This window comes from Aliivibrio salmonicida LFI1238 (assembly GCF_000196495.1).
Lineage (GTDB): Bacteria > Pseudomonadota > Gammaproteobacteria > Enterobacterales > Vibrionaceae > Aliivibrio > Aliivibrio salmonicida.
The window spans coordinates 2,806,437-2,828,963 of sequence record NC_011312.1; the positions used below are offsets into that span (position 1 = coordinate 2,806,437).

Genomic DNA, 22,527 nt, shown 5'->3' on the forward strand with positions numbered 1-22,527 from the left:
AATCGGTTGCCTCCTATTCTTGACTGAGAATCAACTATTTAAAGGGTTGTTTGATAATGTACCGGTTGATGTCCTAAGATATCAAAACCTTGTAATAGCAGTGTCAGTTGCTGCTCTGATAATGCTAACGTATCGTTATTTATATTTCGTGGCCATTTGAAGCGGTCTTCATCTAATCGCTTGTACCATAAAGCGAATCCTGTTTTATCCCAATACAATATTTTGAGTTTATCACGAGGCTTATTGCAAAATATAAATAGAGCATCACTAAACGGTGATAGTTGCATTTCTTGCTCAACAATCACGACAAGGCCATTAATGGCCTTGCGAAAATCGACAAAATCACGATGAAGATAAATGGTGGAAACATCAGTAAATACATTCATGATTGATACCCTTTTAATAAGAGTCCTATCCAGTGAGGTTCAGTATTAGCTGGCAATGTTAATCGCAATTTTCCGATAGAAAGTTGAATATCTGGTAATTGTGGAGTGGCGATGATAGTTGATGTTAACGCTTCTACTTTCAAGAAAGTAGAAGCGTTAATCTTTTGTTTCCATCGTGCTTTACGTGCACTAAATGTCTTTGGCAGAATATTATGGTTACGACAAAATTCAGCGGCACTAAGCTTGCTAGATTGCTGAGATTCAAATAGAGCGTGCCATTGCTCTGGTGTTCTCTTTTTATCTTTTTGCATAATTACGTTCTCGTTAAATGAAAGATCGTAAGATACGCATAATGAATTTTATTTGTTAGGTGTAGTTCCCCGCACGCTTACTGTAGTTCCCCGCACGCTTACGCTCAACTAGCAGAGTAAGGTATTTAACAATATATTTAATAAACGTAGATTACGTTTCTACAGACGAAAAAAAGCCCTAATCGTAAGATTAGGGCTTTTTAAATAGTGGCGGAGTGGACGGGACTCGAACCCGCGACCCCCGGCGTGACAGGCCGGTATTCTAACCAACTGAACTACCACTCCGCAGTGTCTATTCAGCATTATGCTATTACTTAAATAAAACGTGTCAGCGTTTTATTCTTTGTCTTCATCTTCTAAAAAAGATAAAAACTTAATTCAAGCCTGGCGATGTCCTACTCTCACATGGGGAGACCCCACACTACCATCGGCGCTATTACGTTTCACTTCTGAGTTCGGCATGGGATCAGGTGGGTCCATAACGCTATGGTCGCCAAGCAAATTCTTTAATTCGGAAAGCTGTATTGTGTTCTTAATCACATTCAATCTGTTTCTTGCTATCTTAAATCCGTTCAAAACCCCTTGGGTGTTGTATGGTTAAGCCTCACGGGCAATTAGTACAGGTTAGCTCAATGCCTCGCAGCACTTACACACCCTGCCTATCAACGTCGTAGTCTTCAACAACCCTTTAGGATACTTAAAGTATCAGGGATGACTCATCTCAAGGCTCGCTTCACGCTTAGATGCTTTCAGCGTTTATCGATCCCGAACTTAGCTACCGGGCAATGCTACTGGCGTAACAACCCGAACACCAGAGGTTCGTCCACTCCGGTCCTCTCGTACTAGGAGCAGCCCCTTTCAATCATCCAACGCCCACGGCAGATAGGGACCGAACTGTCTCACGACGTTCTAAACCCAGCTCGCGTACCACTTTAAATGGCGAACAGCCATACCCTTGGGACCGACTTCAGCCCCAGGATGTGATGAGCCGACATCGAGGTGCCAAACACCGCCGTCGATATGAACTCTTGGGCGGTATCAGCCTGTTATCCCCGGAGTACCTTTTATCCGTTGAGCGATGGCCCTTCCATTCAGAACCACCGGATCACTATGACCTACTTTCGTACCTGCTCGAATTGTCATTCTCGCAGTCAAGCGGGCTTATGCCATTGCACTAACCACACGATGTCCAACCGTGTTTAGCCCACCTTCGTGCTCCTCCGTTACTCTTTGGGAGGAGACCGCCCCAGTCAAACTACCCACCAGGCACTGTCCGCAACCCCGATAAGGGGCCAACGTTAGAACATCAAGCATACAAGGGTGGTATTTCAAGATTGCCTCCACAAATACTAGCGTACTTGCTTCAAAGGCTCCCACCTATCCTACACATGTAGGGTCAATGTTCAGTGCCAAGCTGTAGTAAAGGTTCACGGGGTCTTTCCGTCTAGCCGCGGGTACACTGCATCTTCACAGCGATTTCAATTTCACTGAGTCTCGGGTGGAGACAGCGTGGCCATCATTACGCCATTCGTGCAGGTCGGAACTTACCCGACAAGGAATTTCGCTACCTTAGGACCGTTATAGTTACGGCCGCCGTTTACTTGGGCTTCGATCAAGAGCTTCGACCGAAGTCTAACCCCATCAATTAACCTTCCGGGCCCCGGGCAGGGTCCCCACCTATACGTCATCTTACGATTTAGCACAGTGCTATGTTTTTAATAAACAGTTGCAGCCACCTGGTATCTGCGACTCCCGGCAGCTTAGAGAGCAAGTCTCATCACCGCTAGGAGCGTACCTTCTCCCGAAGTTACGGTACCATTTTGCCTAGTTCCTTCACCCGAGTTCTCTCAAGCGCCTTAGTATTCTCTACTCGACCACCTGTGTCGGTTTGGGGTACGATTTCTTATAACCTGAAGCTTAGAGGCTTTTCCTGGAAGCATGGCATCAATAGCTTCACACCCGTAGGTGCTCGACATCGTGTCTCAGCCTAACAAGAGTCCGGATTTACCTAAACTCTTAGCCTACGCACTTGAACTTGGACGACCGTCGCCAAGCCTACCTAGCCTTCTCCGTCCCCCCATCGCAATTATAAGAAGTACGGGAATATTAACCCGTTTCCCATCGACTACGCCTTTCGGCCTCGCCTTAGGGGTCGACTTACCCTGCCCCGATTAACGTTGGACAGGAACCCTTGGTCTTCCGGCGAGGGGGTTTTTCACCCCCTTTATCGTTACTCATGTCAGCATTCGCACTTCTGATACCTCCAGCATGCCTTACAGCACACCTTCAACGGCTTACAGAACGCTCCCCTACCCAGCACAATAAATTGCACTGCCGCAGCTTCGGTGTATAGCTTAGCCCCGTTACATCTTCCGCGCAGGCCGACTCGACCAGTGAGCTATTACGCTTTCTTTAAATGATGGCTGCTTCTAAGCCAACATCCTGGCTGTCTGAGCCTTCCCACATCGTTTCCCACTTAGCTATAACTTTGGGACCTTAGCTGGCGGTCTGGGTTGTTTCCCTCTCCACGACGGACGTTAGCACCCGCCGTGTGTCTCCCGGATATTACTTACTGGTATTCGGAGTTTGCAAAGGGTTGGTAAGTCGGGATGACCCCCTAGCCTTAACAGTGCTCTACCCCCAGTAGTATTCGTCCGAGGCTCTACCTAAATAGATTTCGGGGAGAACCAGCTATCTCCAAGTTTGATTGGCCTTTCACCCCTAGCCACAAGTCATCCGCTAATTTTTCAACATTAGTCGGTTCGGTCCTCCAGTTGATGTTACTCAACCTTCAACCTGCCCATGGCTAGATCACTTGGTTTCGGGTCTATATCCAGAGACTGAACGCCCAGTTAAGACTCGGTTTCCCTACGGCTCCCCTAAACGGTTAACCTTGCCACTAAATATAAGTCGCTGACCCATTATACAAAAGGTACGCAGTCACATAACAAGTATGCTCCTACTGCTGGTAGGTACACGGTTTCGGGTTCTATTTCACTCCCCTCACAGGGGTTCTTTTGGCCTTTCCCTCAGGGTACTGGTTCCATCTCGGTCAGTCAGTAGTATTTAGCCTTGGAGGATGGTCCCCCCATATTCAGACAGGATATCACGTGTCCCGCCTTACTCGTTTTCACTGATGATGAGATGTCGGTTACAGGGCTATCACCTTGTATCGCGCCACTTTCCAGAGGCTTCACCTGTCTCATTAACAACTTAAGGGCTAACCCAATTTCGCTCGCCGCTACTTTCGGGATCTCGGTTGATTTCTCTTCCTCGGGGTACTTAGATGTTTCAGTTCTCCCGGTTTGCTTCGCTGCGCTATGTATTCACGCAGCGATACTAGCTTATGCTAGTGGGTTTCCCCATTCAGAAATCCCAGACTCAAAAGGTTTTTACTACCTAATCTGGGCTTATCGCAAGTTAATACGTCTTTCATCGCCTCTGACTGCCAAGGCATCCACCGTGTACGCTTAGTCACTTAACCATACAACCCCAAGAGGTTTCGTATGGCATAAACAACCAAGGTTGAACTCTTCATTGAGAGTTCTGGTTTTTCGCCGGATTCAAAATACAAGAACACTTGAATGTGTTTTTAATTTGTTTATCTAAAGATAAACAAAAGATATTAAGAACTTTTAAATTTTGATTTATCTAACTCGTAAGTTAGTTAAATCAGTCAGCTTTCCAAATTGTTAAAGAGCAATGTTTCTTTCGAAACCATTTTTAAAGACTCTCAAAGAGAATACTTAAAGATGGTGGGCGATACCGGGCTCGAACCAGTGACCCCCTCCTTGTAAGGGAGGTGCTCTCCCAACTGAGCTAATCGCCCACGAAAGTTTTAATTCCTTCGTGAAAAAGAATGGTGGGTCGTGCAGGATTCGAACCTGCGACCAATTGATTAAAAGTCAACTGCTCTACCAACTGAGCTAACGACCCAATGGTATCCCGTAGGGGAGTCGAACCCCTGTTACCGCCGTGAAAGGGCGGTGTCCTAGGCCTCTAGACGAACGGGACACTGGATATTTTGAAGGTGTTGGGCACCTTCCATTGCTTTTTACTTTTTTAACCTAATCAATCTGTGTGAACACTCATAAATCGTAATCTATCGTTAAGGAGGTGATCCAGCCCCAGGTTCCCCTAGGGCTACCTTGTTACGACTTCACCCCAGTCATGAACCACAAAGTGGTGAGCGTCCTCCCCGAAAGGTTAAACTACCCACTTCTTTTGCAGCCCACTCCCATGGTGTGACGGGCGGTGTGTACAAGGCCCGGGAACGTATTCACCGTGACATTCTGATTCACGATTACTAGCGATTCCGACTTCACGGAGTCGAGTTGCAGACTCCGATCCGGACTACGACGCACTTTTTGGGATTCGCTCACTATCGCTAGCTTGCAGCCCTCTGTATGCGCCATTGTAGCACGTGTGTAGCCCTACTCGTAAGGGCCATGATGACTTGACGTCGTCCCCACCTTCCTCCGGTTTATCACCGGCAGTCTCCCTGGAGTTCCCACCATTACGTGCTGGCAAACAAGGATAAGGGTTGCGCTCGTTGCGGGACTTAACCCAACATTTCACAACACGAGCTGACGACAGCCATGCAGCACCTGTCTTACAGTTCCCGAAGGCACTAAGCTATCTCTAGCGAATTCTGTAGATGTCAAGAGTAGGTAAGGTTCTTCGCGTTGCATCGAATTAAACCACATGCTCCACCGCTTGTGCGGGCCCCCGTCAATTCATTTGAGTTTTAATCTTGCGACCGTACTCCCCAGGCGGTCTACTTAACGCGTTAGCTCCGAAAGCCACGGCTCAAGGCCACAACCTCCAAGTAGACATCGTTTACGGCGTGGACTACCAGGGTATCTAATCCTGTTTGCTCCCCACGCTTTCGCATCTGAGTGTCAGTGTCTGTCCAGGGGGCCGCCTTCGCCACTGGTATTCCTTCAGATCTCTACGCATTTCACCGCTACACCTGAAATTCTACCCCCCTCTACTAGCACTCTAGTTCACCAGTTTCAAATGCGGTTCCGAGGTTGAGCCCCGGGCTTTCACATCTGACTTAATGAACCACCTGCATGCGCTTTACGCCCAGTAATTCCGATTAACGCTCGCACCCTCCGTATACCGCGGCTGCTGGCACGGAGTTAGCCGGTGCTTCTTCTGTCGCTAACGTCAAGATGTACAGCTATTAACTGCACACCCTTCCTCACGACTGAAAGTACTTTACAACCCGAAGGCCTTCTTCATACACGCGGCATGGCTGCATCAGGCTTTCGCCCATTGTGCAATATTCCCCACTGCTGCCTCCCGTAGGAGTCTGGACCGTGTCTCAGTTCCAGTGTGGCTGATCATCCTCTCAGACCAGCTAGAGATCGTCGCCTTGGTGAGCTCTTACCCCACCAACTAGCTAATCTCACCTGGGCTAATCTTGACGCGAGAGGTCCGAAGATCCCCCTCTTTGGTCCGAAGACATTATGCGGTATTAGCTATCGTTTCCAATAGTTATCCCCCACATCAAGGCATATTCCCAGGTATTACTCACCCGTCCGCCGCTCGTCAGCAAAGTAGCAAGCTACTTTCTGTTACCGCTCGACTTGCATGTGTTAGGCCTGCCGCCAGCGTTCAATCTGAGCCATGATCAAACTCTTCAATTAAAGTTTTTTGGTTTGTTTCAGCAGAAACAAAACCGACTCAATGATTTATACTGATTTCTTACATAAAAGTAATTTTGTGTAGTCACTCAGTTCATTGATTATTTTTGTTTGCATTCACTTCGAAAAGTAAATGCAAACTAGTGATTATCAACTCACAAGTGCCCACACAGATTAATAGGTTTCAAATTGTTAAAGAGCTTTTCTTCTACTTTCAAAGCGTTTTCGCTTTCCTGTGAAGAGGACGGTCATTTTATCGATTTAAGTCTCAGTGTCAAGCACTTATTTGAAACTTAATTTCTAAACCATCTTACTAACCGTAATTGCTAATCCCTTATGGGATGGGCTCTCCGTGTCAGTGAGGTCGCATTATAGAGAGTTCGATCACATTGGCAAGCCTTTTATGTGATTATTATTAATTTTCAATTTAAGTGCGTAATAATCCACCTTAGATGCACATTAATACAGCTTAACGCTCAGATTATGAACTTTTATCGATTAAATACTCAAATCACATAGTTATTAATTAACTCTCTAAGTATACCGTAATGACCACCTTCTATGATTTAGATCTAATTAGATACCAACAAAGTGTTATATAAGCTTGAGCTGAAAAACCAAAGCCATTCATTCCTTAAACTTATTTCTCTTTTGGTCGATATAGCAAGTTAAGGATAATCATCAAAATTAGGATCAACAGCATGAAGCTAAAAACACAATCTTATGTCTCGCAACTATTATTTTATTTTCACTGATTATAATGACAGCTACTGGGTTATGGACCTTGCGAGTTGCAAGTACCATTGATAATAAAGCACGAGTTACTGAGCTTTTTCAAACAACTTATAATTTAATTGCCAATATGGAAGATATGGTAAGAGAAGGTAAGATCGATGAAGAGAAAGCAAAAGAACTAACGATTACTATCCTGCGAAATAATATTTATAAAGATAATGAATACGTTTACGTTGCTGATGAAAATTTAATGTTTCTAGCTGCTCCGCTTGATCCTCAACTCCATGGAACCAGTTTTCATGAATTTAGAGACAGTGAAGGTCGTAGCGTAGGTCAAATCTTAGATAATGCCATTTCTCAAAATCCAAATGGAATCGCTGAATATACCTGGTCTTTGAAAATGCCAGATGGCAGCATTGATAAAAAATTATCTATCGCAGAAAAAACAACAGACTGGAATTGGGTAGTAGGTACAGGGATCGGAGAAACAGAAGTAAATACTCGTTTTTGGTCTACCGCTCAATGGCAGTTTGGACTTGCCTTTATTATTGCTAGTTTAATATTTAGTATTTTAATGATTTCAATTAAACGTATACTAGCTTTACTTGGTGGTGAACCTAAAGATGTCCATGCCGCTATTCAAACAGTAGCCGCAGGAGAGATCGTAACTCAATTTGAAATAAAAGCACCTGAAGGCAGTATTTATCAAGCAGTACAAACGATGAATATTTCTTTAGCAGATCTTGTTCAACACTTAACTCAATCAATGTTGGCATTAAAGTCAGAACTGTCGGATGTCCACTCAAGGGCAGGCACTGTTAGTCAACTAACAGAGAACCAACACCAATCAACAGAAATGATTGCAACAGCTATAACTGAAATGGCCTCTTCTGCAAACAATGTAGCTGAATCAGCACAACAAACCGCAATCAATACCGATGAAGCTGATAAGCAAAGTCTTCGAACTCAAGAATTAATTAATGCGACCGTTTCTAATATAGAAGGGTTAGCAGATCAATTAAACACCGCAAGTACCGCCGTTGCTGAATTAGATAATGAAGTTAATAGTATAGTTAAAGTGCTTGATGTCATTGGTGACATCGCGGAACAAACCAATCTATTAGCACTAAATGCCGCAATTGAAGCAGCTCGAGCAGGTGAACAAGGCCGCGGTTTTGCTGTTGTTGCTGACGAAGTTCGTAATCTTGCAGGACGAACACAAGGCAGTACTAAAGAAATACAGCAAATGATCTCTAACCTTCAAGAAGGTTCACGGAATGCCATATCAACAATGACAATTTGTGCTGAAACAAGTCAAAGTACCGTTGCTGAATCTAAAAATGCTTCTGATGCATTACAGCAAATAGTCACTGCTCTTGAATCTATATCAAGTATGAGTCATCAAATTGCAAGCGCCTCTGAAGAACAAAAGCATGTTAGTGAAGATATAACTCAACGCGTTAATATTATTGAAGAAAGCGGACAGCAACTAGCAAGAGTTGTCGCAGACAGCAAAGAAAGTACTCAAACATTAACAGAATTAGCTGATGATTTAGAAACATGGTTAAACAAGTTTCGAGTTAAAGGATAATATATAACTGACTCAAACAAAAATGGCATACCTCGCAGGTGTGCCATCTTTATATCTGAATACTTTATTAAAAAGGTAGATACTTTCTATGTATAAAACAGAAACGAAAAAAGCCTCGTCATTTCTGACGAGGCTTTAAAAGTGGCTCCCTTTGCTGGACTTGAACCAGCGACATACGGATTAACAGTCCGGCGTTCTACCAACTGAACTAAAAGGGAACAGGTATTGCGTCTCATAAAGAGAATTAATGGTGCCGACTACCGGAGTCGAACTGGTGACCTACTGATTACAAGTCAGTTGCTCTACCTACTGAGCTAAGTCGGCACACTAATTTTTTAATTGCTCGTGTTTAATTAAATTTAAGCACCAACAATATAATATGGTGCCCGGAGGCGGAATCGAACCACCGACACGAGGATTTTCAATCCTCTGCTCTACCGACTGAGCTATCCGGGCAACGAGATGTATTAGACGGCTTTTTGGCTTCTAGGTCAACTAATAATTGCGAAAAAAAGTTCGTTTGATAAAAATATACACTGAATGCCTGTTTTTATAACGTTTCATTAAACATAGCACTTAAAATACAACATCAAACACAGGCTTCATTCGCAATTATTACATCTCTTGAAAACCATCATTAATCTCGATTAACTACGACTTACAACCCAAAAATATCAGTTAACCATCTAGCAGGACTGTTTTTCTTCTCACATTCAACTTTATATTGTCCACTCTTATCCCAGATAGGTAACTTAACGCTTCCAGAACAATCCGGCTCTAATGTTTTATTACTTTCTAAGTCAAATCTGGCCGTTGTCACTTCTTTAGGCCAAGGTAATTGATAAGCTTCTGGCGTTCTTAAGCTAAGATAATCTGCGTACACCCTTAATGCCCCACTAGAACCAGTCAACTTCATCGGCTTATTGTCATCTCTTCCAAGCCATGTGATCGCGACTTCTCTTCCATCAACCCCTGCATACCAGCTGTCTCTAGAGTCATTACTGGTACCTGTTTTACCCGCTAGAGTGGCCCAATTGTATTTACTGTTTAAAAATCTTGCCGTTCCTTCACTAACGACTTTCTTCATCCCATAAATAGTTAACCAAACCGCTTGTTCAGAGACAACCAGAGAAGATCGAGGGAAGTTTTCATAAAGTAACTCTCCATCACTATTCACAACGGCTTTAAGTGCCGTTAAAGGTGACTTTCGCCCACCGTTGCCTAATGTTTGATACATTTGAGCCACTTGATAAGGAGATAAATTTAATGATCCCAATAACATTGAAGGAACCTGATTAATTTCACTCGCTTCAATACCAAGCTTGACCAAGGTATCTGTTACTTTATTTAAACCAACCATTAAGCCAAGGTTGACCGTTGGCACATTTAACGAACGCGAAAATGCATAATAAAGAGGGACTTCCCCTCTGAATTTGCGATCAAAATTTCTCGGAGTCCACGTAGTTCCTTTGCTTCCTTTTAATTCGATCGGTTTGTCATCTAGCGTACTCGCCAATGAAAACTTCTCAGGACTTTCTAAGGCAGATAAATAAATAGCCGGTTTTACTAACGAACCAATAGGACGCTTCGCATTAATCGCTCGATTAAATCCATCAAATCCCGTTCGACTACCACCAATCATCGCTCTAATTTCACCACTTTGACGATCCACCACAACCATTGCAGCCTCTAATCCCTTACCTGCTCGCTTCTCTAGCTGAGGAACCGTTCGTTCTACCGCTTGTTCTGCTTTTTGCTGTGATAATGGGTCAAGTGTAGTAAAGACTCGTAGTCCTTCGCCTTTTTGATACGCCTCCCCTGCTTTTTCTTTCAATTCCCATTTCAGTTGCTGAAAGTACGCAGGTTGGCGGGTAGATATCGTCGCTCTCTTTTTTACATCCAAAGGACGAGTCGCTGCCATTTCATATTGACGAGGTGATAAGATCTCTTCTTGCATCATCAAACGTAATACCAAATCTCGACGCTCTTTTACTCTTTCAGGGAAGCGCATCGGATTATAATAAGAAGGTCCTTTCACCATACCAACAAGCATAGCAAGTTGATCAATTCTTAACTCTTCAATTGGACGTCCAAAATAAACTTGAGCAGCCAAACCAAAGCCATGAACCGCTTCGCCTCCTGTTTGCCCTAAATAAACCTCATTTAAATACGCTTCTAGTATACGGTCTTTACTGTAACGATAATCCAAGATAAGTGCGATGTAGGCTTCTCTCACTTTTCGCCACAATGTTCGCTCACTTGATAAAAATAAGTTTTTAGCAAGTTGTTGAGTCAAGGTACTTCCGCCTTGTACTGTTCTACCTGCTTTAATATTTACCACCATCGCCCTTGCAATGGCTAAAGGCGAAACGCCATCATGTTGATAAAAATCACGATCTTCTGTTGCCAATAACGCATCGACCATAACTTCTGGAAATTGCTCTCTACGTAAAAACAAACGTTGTTGGTCATCATCCGCATCTAGCATACCTAAAAATTGAGGCTCTATTTGTAAAAAGCCCATTTGCTTTTTCGCACTCAAATTAACTATTTTTTGTAAACCATTAGAATTGAAATACAACATGACATGACGATCCGGTTCTGGACCTTGTTGGAATTCAAAAGGTCGACGGATCAATTCAATTTTTGTTGATGATGATGAATATTCACCAGATCGCTGTGGTTGTCCTACTTTTTGGTATTTTAAAAAATCCAATTCACTTTTAACGGATTTTAAACTAATATTTTGCCCAGGAGATAACGACAATACTCGACTATAAACAACCGTAGGCAATTTAAATAATTGACCATCAAATCGATTTTTAACCACAGTATCTAAATAAATACCCGCGATAACTAAAACAGCGAGTACGACTAACCCTAACTTCAAACCAAGAATAAATAGAGCTTTCCAAAACGAATTTTTATTCTGTATTTTCTTTTTTGCCGTCGCTTTACGCTTTGTTCGCGTTTTCTTTTTTGCTACCGGCTTTTTTGGTGCAGCCTTTACTGGTGTTTTCTTTTTTTCAACCATGAGAGTTCTTTTTAAATTAGAGAATAAAAATTAATTAAAATGACGTTTTGTTTTCTTTGTTGCTGCATGGGATGCAGGATCATCAGGCCAAATATGTCTTGGGTAGCGTCCTTTCATCTCTTTTTGAACCTCTCGATAAGACCCAGCCCAAAAACCAGCTAAGTCACTCGTTGTTTGTAATGGTCGTTGAGCAGGAGACAGTAACTCCATCACTAAACGTTTTTTACCTTGAGCTAATAAAGGAGAATCAGCTTCACCATACACTTCTTGCATTCTAACGGATATTTTAGGCTCATATTGTGGATCATACACAATTGCTGCTTTAGTTCCCGTAGGTAAGACATAATGAGTAGGTAAATACTCATTTAACAACTTAATGTTTTCCCACCCTACATAGGCTTCTAACGCATCTTTTAAATTAATCGACTTCAAATGTTTATCGTTATTAACACCGTTCATGAACGGCAATAGCCACTCATCAAGTCGGCTTAACAAATCGTCATCATTCATAGGGGGCAGGGGATATTCTGGCATCCACAGTGCCATGCAACGTAAGCGTAATAGCAATGAATACGTCGTTGAGCTCCAGCCTAAGCAATCTAATCCTTTACGCTTAACCATCGATAATAACGCATGTGCTATCTTATTTTTATCAGGGGAAGAAATTCGCTCTTTGCTTAAAAGGATTTTATTTAAATAAGTTCTCTTTTCTGCAATCATTCTCCCTGATTTTTCATCCCAATCCACATGCTCAACATCAAATATACAACTTGCACACACGGTATTTAATGATGTTCTCGATAAACTTGCCGCTAAAAACACCTGACTGCGATTCTGCATTCCTTTTAATAAATCCACCACCACCAAATGTTCACTCTGGGCAATAGATTCAATTTCATCAATTTGAACTCCATGACCATTAGATAATTGAAAATGACCCACTGCACCCTTTTCTATCGCTATACGATCAGGAAAACCACACGCTAATGTCTCACCAATTAACGCTAAGGAGACGTTATGTAGATCAACATCCACTTCCATCAATTTGGCTAAACAAGAGACTCTTTGCTGATAGTAATGTTGTTTTGGGTACTTTCCGTCTATAAAAACAGAAAGATGAAGGGAAAGATCATTCGATTTAATTGATTTAGCGGACTCTTCAATAATCGGTAAGATATGTAATGCGGTCTGTAAGTGCTCATTAGACAGAGCCTTCGCTTGTAATAACACCGTCGCTAATCTAGGCTCAATACCCAGTCGTTGAGCTTGCTCTCCCTTTAATGTCAATTTACCTTGTTGATCAATCAACCCGAGTAAGCACAACAATTCCTTTCCTTGATTCATATTCGAATCTGGCGGTGGAGTTAACCACATTAAGTCAAGAGGATCTGTCACCCCCCATTTTGTTAGCTCAACGATAAGCGAAGATAAATCCGAAGACTCAATCTCTGGCGTTTGAGACACCGCCAATTGTTGGTATTGAGATTCACTGTATAAGCGAAGGCAAATCCCTTCTTCTAAGCGTCCTGCCCGCCCTTTTCGTTGTTCCGCAGAAGATTGAGCTATTCGTTTTTGTTCTAGTTTAGTAATACCTGTTTTCGCATCAAACGTAGCAGTACGCTCATAACCACTATCAATAACAATTCTAATCCCTTCAATTGTTAAACTTGTTTCAGCAATGTTTGTTGCCAATACCACCTTTCTCTTTCCATTCGCAGCAGGCTGCAAAGCTTGTAATTGTTTTTTCGGTTCTAGCTGACCATAAAGTGGAGCAACAATCACATCTGAAGATACATTTCTAAGCCTATCTTCTAATTGTCTAATTTCACTAGCACCAGAAAGAAAAACAAGAATAGATCCCTTTTCTTCATCTAACATTTTACGAATAGAAGACTCAGTGGCTTCAACAATTCTTTGATTTACTTTTAAAGGTTGATATTGCGTTGTCACCGGGAACATTCGTCCATCAGATTCTAAATAACAGGCTTGTGGTAAAAGTTGCTTTAACGCGTCATGTTCCAATGTTGCAGACATAACAAGTAGCTTAAGATCCTCTCGTAAGGCTTCTTGAACTTCTAATGCAAACGCCAACGCCGTGTCTGCATGTAAACTACGTTCATGGTATTCATCGAAGATTAATAGGCCAACACCGGATAATTCAGGATCAGATTGAATCATTCGAGTCATAATCCCCTCAGTCACAATTTCAAGTCGAGTCTTATTACTTACTTTCGTCTCACCACGAACTCTAAATCCGATTTGCTCTCCCACCTTCTCACCTAACAAAGACGCTAAATAAGACGCAATATTTCTCGCGGCCAATCGTCTCGGTTCTAGCATGATAATTTTACCCGTGATGACATTCTCTTTTAATAACATCAGAGGTAAATGAGTCGACTTACCCGCCCCCGTCGATGCTTTTAAAATCACTTGTGAATGCGTTCGTAATTTATCAATCAGTGATGGGATCACTCTTTCAATCGGCAACTGTGACAATGTTCTCGCCTTATGGCATTATCTCGAATTAAACCATTGTACAAAAAAACAGTAGTTAAATGAAATTTGAAGCCAAATTAGAGTCTGGAATATTAATAAGACGTTATAAACGCTTTTTAACAGACATAAAGTTACCCGATAAAAGTGAACGAACAATACATTGTGCGAACTCTGGAGCGATGACTGGCTGCGCAGAACCAGGCAATACGGTGTTTTTTTCAACATCCAGTAACCTAAAGCGCAAATACCCTAACAGTTGGGAGCTCAGCGTCACAGAACATAATCACACAATATGCGTTAATACCATCCGAGCAAATCAATTGGTTGTTGAAGCCATTATCAATAAAGAGATTGATGAGTTAGTTAATTACGCAGAGTTAAAAACGGAAGTAAAATATGGTTCAGAAAATAGCCGTATTGATATTTTTCTCAGTGCAGAAATGCTGCCTGACTGCTATATTGAAGTGAAGAGTGTGACTCTATTGGATGAATCTGGGCAAGGCTATTTTCCTGACTCAGTCACAACAAGAGGACAAAAACACCTTAGAGAACTGACTGAAATAGCGCAAAATGGACAAAAAGCCGTTTTATTTTTTGCTGTTTTGCATTCAGGTATTGAAAAAGTCTCTATCGCACACCATATAGACCAACAATATTATTCTTTATTATTAGAAGCGATAGAAAGTGGGGTCACTGTACTTTGCTACCAAGCAGAGATGTCACCAACAGAGATGAAGATCGTACGCAAGCTACCTTTTAGTATTTAATTGCATTTAATGGCAATAAATACATTCTTTTGAAGAAAAGTGCTACGTTCTTGATACTAGATCTCAATTGGTGAAATCAATATTTGATTGCCCCTTTTCTTTCTGTTATAGATAGCGCCCTCATTTGGCTAGTGAGAGTCAGAGATGTTTTTAGGAGAAGCTGTAATGCCACAGAGCAATACAAAAAAGACGCTAGGTATTCTAGCTATTGCAGGTGTAGAACCTTACCAGCCTAAAGCTGGTGAAGAGTACATGGGCCCAGCACAAGTAGAACATTTTACTAAAATTCTAGACGCTTGGCGTAATCAACTAAGGGAAGAAGTTGAACGCACAGTTAATCATATGAAAGATGAGGCAGCGAATTTCCCGGATCCAGTAGATCGCGCCGCTCAAGAAGAAGAATTTAGTTTAGAGCTACGTAATCGCGATCGCGAGCGTCGCCTGATTAAAAAAATTGAAAAAACACTAAGCAAAATCGAAGAAGAAGAATTCGGATTCTGTGATTCTTGTGGTGTTGAAATTGGTATTCGTCGCTTAGAAGCACGTCCAACTGCTGACCTTTGTATTGACTGTAAAACACTTGCAGAAATCAAAGAAAAGCAAATGGCAGGTTAATACCTATAAAGTAATTAAAAAGGGAGCATTGGCTCCCTTTTTTACGTCTAAATAGTAGAATATGATGAACACTCAGTACATAGGACGATTTGCTCCATCACCTTCTGGCCCATTGCATTTTGGCTCTCTTATCGCTGCATTAGGAAGTTACTTGCAAGCCAAGTCCCCAACAGGGCCAATGGTTAGTTCGTATTGAAGACCTCGATCCCCCTCGTGAAGTAGAAGGCGCTTCTGCCCTTATTCTACAAACCCTCGAAGATTTTGGGTTCGAATGGGATAATGAAGTGATTTACCAAAGCCAACGTCATCATATCTACCAAAATAAAATCGAAGAATTACTTCTAAAAAATCAAGCTTACTATTGCCAATGTTCTCGAAAAAGAATAAAAGAAGACGGTGGTTTTTATCTTGGTCATTGCAAGGATAAGCAATGCGCTAAAACAGACTCTGCAGTTCGTCTTGTGATGACTCATCCCATAGAAGCATTTGAAGACATAAAGCATGGTACGATTCATATACCACAACAACTCGCTAAAGAAGATTTTATAATCAAACGCCGTGATGGCCTTTTTGCTTATAATTTAGCGGTTGTTTTAGATGATATAGAACAAGGCATTACTGAGGTGGTTCGAGGCGCTGATTTAATAGAGCCAACAGGACGTCAAATTTCACTATACCGTCAACTGAATATAAAAGAAGTAAGTTACCTTCATTTACCTCTGGCCGTTGATAATTTAGGGAAAAAATTATCCAAACAAAATCATGCCCCGGCAATAGACAATAACAACCCAATACCGACACTATTAGCAGCGTTAGTATTTTTAGGTTTTGTTTTACCCAGGGATATACAACAAGCCACATTGAATGAAATTTTTCAATGGGCAATCAAAAATTGGCAACTAAAACAGCTCCCTGTTGGGCTCGAGATCACTACCCCATTCTCAAGCTCTTCAATTTAAGCTATCATGTGCGCCTATTTTTGACTGCTCACTTGAATATCGAGGTAAATTATCTTTAATCAAGTCGCCCGTTTTTGTCGTAATTTACTCAAAAACAACAGTGAAATCTGCTCAACAGAGGATTTGAAACTGAACGTTATCACACGCCAAGAACATAATATTTCACGTAAAGACTTAAGTGATAATGCACTCAAAGTTCTTTACCGCCTAAGCAATGCTGGATACGACGCCTATCTAGTAGGAGGAGGTGTGCGCGATATAATTCTAGGACAAGAACCTAAAGATTTTGATATCGCCACCAATGCCACTCCCGAGCAAATCAAAAAACTATTTAGAAATTGCCGATTGATTGGCCGTAGATTCCGTCTTGCTCATATTCTTTTTGGCAGAGATGTCATTGAGGTTGCCACTTTCCGTGGTCACCATAAAGAAGAAGAATCAGAGAAAAAGAACATCTCTTCTCAATCAAAAGAAGGCATGTTATTGCGTGATAATGTCTATGGCACCGTTGAAGAAGATGCCCAACGTCGTGACTTTACGATTAATGCGATGTATTACAACATTGCAGATTACTCAATTCATGATTATGCCAATGGCATTGAAGATTTAAAAAATGGTGTCGTACGTCTTATCGGTGATCCTGAAACTCGTTATCGAGAAGATCCTGTTCGAATGCTACGTGCGGTACGCTTTGCTGCAAAATTAGACATGACAATTTGCAATAAAACCGCAGAACCAATGGTTGAATTGTCCCCACTTTTACGTGATATCCCTGCGGCTCGTTTATTTGAAGAATCACTTAAACTACTTCAAGCAGGAAAAGGCTTAAATACCTATTTAATGCTGCGTAAATTTAACTTGTTTCAACAGTTGTTTCCCGCGCTTACGCCATTTTTAACAAAAGAAGGCAACAGTCAAACGGAACAAATGATCGAACTTGTATTACATTCAACAGACAAACGTATAAATAGCGGTCAACGAGTTAACCCTGCATTCATGTTTGCAGCAATGTTATGGTATCCATTAACGGCTCAAGCAAAAGAAATTCAAAACGAAAATAGCAAACTTGATGAATACGAATCCATTATGGAAGCGTCTAATATCATGCTTGATATTCAAGTAAAAAGCACGGCGGTCCCTCGTCGCTTAACCGCGACTATTCGTGATATTTGGCAATTACAACTCCGTTTACCTCGTCGTACTGGTAAACGTGCGTTTATTCTTATTGACCAACAAAAATTCCGTGCTGCTTATGATTTCCTTGAAATGCGTGGAAAAGTAGAAGGTGGTGATGTAAAAGCACTCGCTGAATGGTGGACTGAATTCCAGGACGCACCCGTTCCACACCGTAATAACATGATTCAAGGCTTACATGGTGGCCGTTCAACCGGTACACGTAAACGTCGTAGCCCTTATCGTAAGAAAAAAAGAACGAATAACGATTCATGATCAAAGTAATTATCGCCATAGGGAGTAATCTAGGGGACCCTGTAGCCCAAGCAGAAGCGGCGATTGATGCTCTTCATCAATTACCAGAATCGACAGTGACGGCGGTATCATCACTGTATAGCAGCTCACCTATGGGACCTCAAGATCAACCTGACTATATTAATGCGGTAGTAGAAATAGAAACAGCACTGTCTCCCTTAGCATTATTGGATCTTACCCAGAAAATCGAACTTGAAACAGGTCGAGTAAGAAAAGATGAACGCTGGGGACCAAGAACCCTTGATCTCGACATTATTTTATTTGGCGATCAAACGATCGACAATGAGCGATTAACCGTACCTCATTACGGAATGAAAGAACGAGAATTTGTTCTCTACCCGCTCGCAGAAATTAATAACGATTTAACTTTACCTGATGGCTCAACCCTTTCTCAACTATTGACAACAATAGATAAGAATGGGCTAGCCGTTTGGGAAAAGTAATCGCTTCTCGTAAGGATGTTTTATGAAAAAAATCTCTATTCATGATCTAATGAAATGGAAGCAAGATGGTCGTAAATTTGCAACAGTCACAGCTTATGACGCTAGCTTCGCACAACTATTTGAACAGCAAGACATGCCTGTTTTATTAGTCGGTGATTCATTAGGTATGGTATTACAAGGTAAAAGCGATACATTGCCTGTAACAACCGAAGAGATCGCTTATCATACGCGCTGTGTACGCGCTGGTAGCCCAAACAGCTTATTAATGGCTGATATGCCATTTATGAGTTACGCCACTCCAGAACAAGCCTGTCAGAACGCGGCTAAGTTAATGCAAGCTGGCGCTAATATGGTAAAAATCGAAGGTGGTGAATGGATAGCGGAAACCATTAAACTCCTTGCAGAAAGAGCGGTACCTGTTTGTGCTCACCTTGGGTTAACCCCTCAATCTGTCAACATTTTTGGTGGATTTAGAATTCAAGGTCGTGATGAAACTAAAGCGAATCAAATGGTAAAAGATGCACTGACTCTTGAGAAAGCTGGCGCTCAAATTATCTTATTGGAATGTGTTCCCGCTTCGCTTGCTGAACGTATAACGAAAGCTTGTACCGTTCCCGTGATTGGCATTGGTGCTGGTAACGTGACTGATGGTCAAATTTTAGTAATGCATGACATGTTTGGTATCTCAGCAAACTACATGCCTAAATTTTCTAAGAATTTCTTAGCTGAAACTGGCGATATGCGTACCGCTGTAACCAAATATATTAAAGATGTTGAGCTAGGTGTATTCCCTGCAGCTGAACATACGTTTAACTAAGGAACCGTAATGGAAATTTTTGCCGATATTTTACCATTGCGCGAGCAAATAAAAACATGGAAACGAGAAGGAAAGCGTATTGCTTTTATTCCTACGATGGGAAATTTGCATGAGGGCCATCTTACTTTAGTACGAACTGCCCGAGAACATGCTGATATTATTGTCGCTAGTATTTTTGTAAATCCAATGCAGTTTAATAATGTTGATGATTTAACAAACTACCCTCGTACAATAGATGAAGATATTGAAAAGCTAACCTCAGAAAATGTGGATATGCTTTTTACTCCCACGCCAGAAGTCATGTATCCCGACGGTTTAGATAAACAGACGGTTGTCGATGTTCCTGTAATTTCAACGATTCTAGAGGGCGCGTCTCGACCTGGTCACTTTAAAGGTGTATCAACAGTCGTTGCGAAACTATTTAATATCGTTCAACCTGACGTTGCTTGTTTTGGTGAAAAAGATTTCCAGCAATTAGCGCTAATTCGTCAAATGGTTATTGATATGGCCATGGATATTGATGTCGTTGGTGTTGCTACCGTTCGAGAAATGGATGGATTAGCAATGAGCTCTCGCAATAACTTGCTTACATTGAATGAACGCCAACGCTCACCGGTACTCGCTCGTACTATGCGCTGGATAAGCAGTCAAATGCGCCGTGGGCGTAATGATTATGAATCATTAATTGAAGATGCAAGTGATCAACTGCGTGCAGCAGACTTACAACCTGATGAAATTTTCATTCGTGATGCAAGAACACTGCAAGAACCAACAGAAGAGACAACACAAGCCGTTATCCTAATGGCCGCTTTTCTTGGCCAAGTACGTTTAATTGATAATCTCGTTGTTGAATTAACAACCGCTGCAAATGAGGAAGAAGAGGAAGAAGAGGAAGAAGAAAAGTAATCCCTTCCTAATTATTGAATCACAAAAAAAGGGCAGATGCGATTATAGCGTCCGCCCTTTTTATTTCATTTATCTCCTCTTAAATTGTAAGCGTGCGGGGAACTACACCTTGTCTTTTACATTCCAAGGTAAAAGTGAATCGATAGCTGGCGATCCAACACATAAACGATCTAGACAATACCTAATATAATCGTAAGGGATTAATCCGTTTGCCTTTGCTGTTTCTACAATGCTGTAAAGCATTGCACTTGAATCTGCACCAGCCGTTGAACCCGAAAATAACCAGTTTTTCCGGCCGATAACAAACGGTTTAACCGCTCGCTCTGCTCGATTGTTATCAATAGATAACAATCCATCATCAATATAACGAACTAATTTATCCCATTGATTTAATGTATAGCTAATCGCCTCACCTAATTTTGTTTTAGGTGATACTCGACTAACTGCGCTATCAAGCCAATCACGGAGCTCTTTAAGTAAATCGCGGGCTTCTGTCTGCCGAGCAACATACTTGGCTTCAGGGGAAGCCTCTTTTAATAACGATTCGATCCGGTATAGCTTTTGGATTTTACTCAATACCCAATCTGCACTCCCTGTTTTCCCTTTTACTTGAACACGTTGAGCCTCAATAAATCGTCGACGTGCGTGTGCCCAACAGCCAACTAAAATCGCTTCAGTTTGTTCATAACCTTGGTAACCATCGGTATGTAAATACCCGTTATAACCTTTTAAAAAGTTAACTGGATGGTAGCCATGCCTGCTAGATTGATAATCATAAAGTACAATTCCAGGCAAAACACCAGAGCCTGGAGAATCATAGCCAGAGCAGTAGACCCACATATAACATTTTGCTTTTTCAACATCCAACACATTTACCGTTGTTTCATCACAATGCAGAGTGGGTTGTTCAAGCAAAATACGATGTAACTCGTTATTAAGAGGGGTAAATAGTACCGAGCATTTTATTAACCAATCCGCCATCGTTCGCCGTCCAATAATGATACCCCATTGCTGAAATAACGTTTCTTGACGATAAAGTGGAAGACTGTATTGAAATTTAGCCGTAATAATTTGAGCAAGTAAACTTGCGGTCGCAATCCCTTTAGGGATTGGTGACGCTGGCATTGGGGCTTGTTTAATGTCTACTGAAGTATTGTTTTTTTCACAATTTCGGCAAGCATATTTAGGACGAACATGTTGAATAACTTCCACTTTAGCTGGTACAAATTCCAACTTTTCACTGATGTCTTTACCCATCGCATGCATCTCTAGACCGCAACACTTACAAGTTTTATCTTTTATGTCGTGGATAATAACAGTACGCGGTAAGTCTTCAGGTAAGCGTTGGCGTTTTGGCTTTTGACGAGTGTAGGTAATCGTTTGTGTGTCATCATTTTCAATGATGATTTCTTCTTCTGTTTCATTGAATAAATCAAATTGAGTCGAGTCAGATTCACTGCTTTTACCAAAGCGCTGATGTTGAGCCAGTCGAAATTGCTCTAGAAGACGGTTATATTTATTTTCAAGCTGAAGCACAAGTGCTTTCAGCTCGTCAATGGTATCAGGAAGTGGTTTTATTTTATCAGTCATGTAGATGACTATATAACGATAATACAGGTAATCAATCGGTTGCCTCCTATTCTTGACTGAGAATCAACTATTTAAAGGGTTGTTTGATAATGTACCGGTTGATGTCCTAAGATATCAAAACCTTGTAATAGCAGTGTCAGTTGCTGCTCTGATAATGCTAACGTATCGTTATTTAACCTGAATTCTGGATAAGGCTGAACTAATTGCCCCACTAACGATCAGATCCTGTTTTATCCCAATACAATATTTTGAGTTTATCACGAGGCTTATTGCAAAATATAAATAGGGCATCACTAAACGGTGATAGTGGCATTTCTTGCTCAACAATCACGACAAGGCCATTAATGGCCTTGCGAAAATCGACAAAATCACGATGAAGATAAATGGTGGAAACATCAGTAAATACATTCATGATTGATACCCTTTTAATAAGAGTCCTATCCAGTGAGGTTCAGTATTAGCTGGCAATGTTAATCGCAATTTTCCGATAGAAAGTTGAATATCTGGTAATTGTGGAGTGGCGATGATAGTTGATGTTAACGCTTCTACTTTCAAGAAAGTAGAAGCGTTAATCTTTTGTTTCCATCGTGCTTTACGTGCACTAAATGTCTTTGGCAGAATATTATGGTTACGACAAAATTCAGCGGCACTAAGCTTGCTAGATTGCTGAGATTCAAATAGAGCGTGCCATTGCTCTGGTGTTCTCTTTTTATCTTTTTGCATAATTACGTTCTCGTT

Annotated in this window: 14 protein-coding genes, 7 tRNA genes, 3 rRNA genes and 2 pseudogenes; 8 read left to right on the forward strand and 18 right to left on the reverse strand. The window is 41.6% G+C overall.

All coding sequences use genetic code 11. From position 1 onward, the window contains the following. Window positions 1-38: 38 nt before the first annotated feature. From tnpB (VSAL_RS13585) to VSAL_RS13625, 9 genes are all read right to left on the reverse strand, one after another. Complete coding sequence (gene tnpB / locus VSAL_RS13585) at window positions 39-386, reverse strand: IS66 family insertion sequence element accessory protein TnpB (RefSeq protein ID WP_012548924.1); 348 nt, start codon at window positions 384-386, stop codon at window positions 39-41. Beyond that, on the reverse strand, window positions 383-697 hold the full coding sequence (gene tnpA, locus VSAL_RS13590) for an IS66 family insertion sequence element accessory protein TnpA (protein WP_012548925.1): 315 nt from the start codon (window positions 695-697) through the stop codon (window positions 383-385). The genes tnpB (VSAL_RS13585) and tnpA (VSAL_RS13590) overlap by 4 nt, the downstream gene beginning before the upstream one ends. Window positions 698-905: 208 nt before the next feature. Beyond that, window positions 906-982: transfer RNA gene (locus VSAL_RS13595), tRNA-Asp, on the reverse strand. Window positions 983-1,079: 97 nt separating this feature from the next. After that, window positions 1,080-1,195: ribosomal RNA gene (rrf, locus tag VSAL_RS13600) — 5S ribosomal RNA — on the reverse strand. Window positions 1,196-1,290: 95 nt separating this feature from the next. Next, a 23S ribosomal RNA gene (locus tag VSAL_RS13605) occupies window positions 1,291-4,181 on the reverse strand. A gap of 269 nt (window positions 4,182-4,450) precedes the next feature. Continuing rightward, window positions 4,451-4,526: transfer RNA gene (locus VSAL_RS13610), tRNA-Val, on the reverse strand. 31 nt (window positions 4,527-4,557) lie between these two features. Further along, window positions 4,558-4,633: transfer RNA gene (locus VSAL_RS13615), tRNA-Lys, on the reverse strand. A 2-nt stretch (window positions 4,634-4,635) separates the two neighbouring features. Continuing rightward, window positions 4,636-4,711, reverse strand: a tRNA-Glu gene (locus VSAL_RS13620). A gap of 95 nt (window positions 4,712-4,806) precedes the next feature. Continuing rightward, window positions 4,807-6,351: ribosomal RNA gene (locus VSAL_RS13625) — 16S ribosomal RNA — on the reverse strand. Together the 16S, 23S and 5S rRNA genes with 4 tRNA genes alongside form the textbook arrangement of a ribosomal RNA operon. Window positions 6,352-7,049: 698 nt before the next feature. Between VSAL_RS13625 and VSAL_RS13630 the strand changes: the two are divergent. After that, window positions 7,050-8,674: pseudogene (locus tag VSAL_RS13630) on the forward strand (methyl-accepting chemotaxis protein). Window positions 8,675-8,816: 142 nt separating this feature from the next. On the opposite strand, the gene VSAL_RS13635 reads toward VSAL_RS13630, so the two are convergent. The 5 genes from VSAL_RS13635 to hrpB form a co-directional block, all read right to left on the reverse strand. Then, window positions 8,817-8,892, reverse strand: a tRNA-Asn gene (locus VSAL_RS13635). A 30-nt stretch (window positions 8,893-8,922) separates the two neighbouring features. Beyond that, window positions 8,923-8,998 (reverse strand) — tRNA-Thr (locus VSAL_RS13640). A gap of 56 nt (window positions 8,999-9,054) precedes the next feature. After that, window positions 9,055-9,130: transfer RNA gene (locus tag VSAL_RS13645), tRNA-Phe, on the reverse strand. A 202-nt stretch (window positions 9,131-9,332) separates the two neighbouring features. Beyond that, a complete protein-coding gene (gene mrcB, locus VSAL_RS13650; protein ID WP_012551065.1) occupies window positions 9,333-11,708 on the reverse strand; it encodes a penicillin-binding protein 1B in 2,376 nt (791 codons plus the stop codon). Between the two features lie 30 nt (window positions 11,709-11,738). Next, on the reverse strand, window positions 11,739-14,204 hold the full coding sequence (gene hrpB / locus VSAL_RS13655; protein WP_012551066.1) for an ATP-dependent helicase HrpB: 2,466 nt from the start codon (window positions 14,202-14,204) through the stop codon (window positions 11,739-11,741). A 59-nt stretch (window positions 14,205-14,263) separates the two neighbouring features. Between hrpB and sfsA the strand changes: the two genes are divergently transcribed. The 7 genes and pseudogenes from sfsA (at window position 14,264) to panC (ending at window position 20,199) form a co-directional block, all read left to right on the forward strand. Beyond that, window positions 14,264-14,971 (forward strand): DNA/RNA nuclease SfsA, encoded by a 708-nt coding sequence (gene sfsA, locus VSAL_RS13660; protein WP_012551067.1) that lies wholly within the window; start codon window positions 14,264-14,266, stop codon window positions 14,969-14,971. Window positions 14,972-15,136: 165 nt separating this feature from the next. After that, on the forward strand, window positions 15,137-15,586 hold the full coding sequence (dksA, locus tag VSAL_RS13665; protein WP_023604206.1) for an RNA polymerase-binding protein DksA: 450 nt from the start codon (window positions 15,137-15,139) through the stop codon (window positions 15,584-15,586). Window positions 15,587-15,650: 64 nt separating this feature from the next. Further along, window positions 15,651-16,545: pseudogene (gene gluQRS, locus VSAL_RS13670) on the forward strand (tRNA glutamyl-Q(34) synthetase GluQRS). 105 nt (window positions 16,546-16,650) lie between these two features. Next, a complete protein-coding gene (pcnB, locus tag VSAL_RS13675; RefSeq protein WP_207211021.1) occupies window positions 16,651-17,994 on the forward strand; it encodes a polynucleotide adenylyltransferase PcnB in 1,344 nt (447 codons plus the stop codon). Further along, the gene (folK, locus tag VSAL_RS13680) at window positions 17,991-18,476 is read left to right on the forward strand and encodes a 2-amino-4-hydroxy-6-hydroxymethyldihydropteridine diphosphokinase (protein WP_012551070.1); all 486 of its coding nucleotides are present in this window, start codon (window positions 17,991-17,993) and stop codon (window positions 18,474-18,476) included. Before pcnB ends, folK begins: the two co-directional genes overlap by 4 nt. Window positions 18,477-18,498: 22 nt before the next feature. Continuing rightward, window positions 18,499-19,293 (forward strand): 3-methyl-2-oxobutanoate hydroxymethyltransferase, encoded by a 795-nt coding sequence (gene panB / locus VSAL_RS13685; protein ID WP_012551071.1) that lies wholly within the window; start codon window positions 18,499-18,501, stop codon window positions 19,291-19,293. Window positions 19,294-19,302: 9 nt separating this feature from the next. After that, window positions 19,303-20,199, forward strand: a complete 897-nt coding sequence (gene panC, locus VSAL_RS13690) for a pantoate--beta-alanine ligase (RefSeq protein ID WP_012551072.1) — start codon at window positions 19,303-19,305, stop codon at window positions 20,197-20,199. Between the two features lie 102 nt (window positions 20,200-20,301). Here the strand turns inward: panC and VSAL_RS13695 are convergent, their stop codons facing one another. The 4 genes from VSAL_RS13695 to tnpA (VSAL_RS13705) form a co-directional block, all read right to left on the reverse strand. Further along, window positions 20,302-21,789 (reverse strand): IS66-like element ISVsa2 family transposase, encoded by a 1,488-nt coding sequence (locus VSAL_RS13695; RefSeq protein WP_012551073.1) that lies wholly within the window; start codon window positions 21,787-21,789, stop codon window positions 20,302-20,304. 71 nt (window positions 21,790-21,860) lie between these two features. Then, complete coding sequence (locus VSAL_RS23535) at window positions 21,861-22,001, reverse strand: hypothetical protein (RefSeq protein ID WP_158306883.1); 141 nt, start codon at window positions 21,999-22,001, stop codon at window positions 21,861-21,863. Then, entirely contained in the window at window positions 22,001-22,201 is a 201-nt protein-coding gene (gene tnpB, locus VSAL_RS22340; protein WP_049940413.1) for an IS66 family insertion sequence element accessory protein TnpB, read from the reverse strand. The genes VSAL_RS23535 and tnpB (VSAL_RS22340) overlap by 1 nt, the downstream gene beginning before the upstream one ends. Then, window positions 22,198-22,512, reverse strand: coding sequence for an IS66 family insertion sequence element accessory protein TnpA (tnpA, locus tag VSAL_RS13705; RefSeq protein ID WP_012548925.1), 315 nt, complete (start codon window positions 22,510-22,512; stop codon window positions 22,198-22,200). The genes tnpB (VSAL_RS22340) and tnpA (VSAL_RS13705) overlap by 4 nt, the downstream gene beginning before the upstream one ends. Window positions 22,513-22,527 lie beyond the last annotated feature (15 nt).

Coding starts and splice junctions, on each gene's coding strand:
- tnpB (WP_012548924.1), bottom strand. CDS start 386: ATGAATGTATTTACTGATGTTTCCACCATTTATCTTCATCGTGATTTT.
- tnpA (WP_012548925.1), bottom strand. CDS start 697: ATGCAAAAAGATAAAAAGAGAACACCAGAGCAATGGCACGCTCTATTT.
- mrcB (WP_012551065.1), bottom strand. CDS start 11,708: ATGGTTGAAAAAAAGAAAACACCAGTAAAGGCTGCACCAAAAAAGCCG.
- sfsA (WP_012551067.1), top strand. CDS start 14,264: ATGAAATTTGAAGCCAAATTAGAGTCTGGAATATTAATAAGACGTTAT.
- dksA (WP_023604206.1), top strand. CDS start 15,137: ATGCCACAGAGCAATACAAAAAAGACGCTAGGTATTCTAGCTATTGCA.
- folK (WP_012551070.1), top strand. CDS start 17,991: ATGATCAAAGTAATTATCGCCATAGGGAGTAATCTAGGGGACCCTGTA.
- panB (WP_012551071.1), top strand. CDS start 18,499: ATGAAAAAAATCTCTATTCATGATCTAATGAAATGGAAGCAAGATGGT.
- panC (WP_012551072.1), top strand. CDS start 19,303: ATGGAAATTTTTGCCGATATTTTACCATTGCGCGAGCAAATAAAAACA.
- VSAL_RS13695 (WP_012551073.1), bottom strand. CDS start 21,789: ATGACTGATAAAATAAAACCACTTCCTGATACCATTGACGAGCTGAAA.
- tnpB (WP_049940413.1), bottom strand. CDS start 22,201: ATGAATGTATTTACTGATGTTTCCACCATTTATCTTCATCGTGATTTT.
- tnpA (WP_012548925.1), bottom strand. CDS start 22,512: ATGCAAAAAGATAAAAAGAGAACACCAGAGCAATGGCACGCTCTATTT.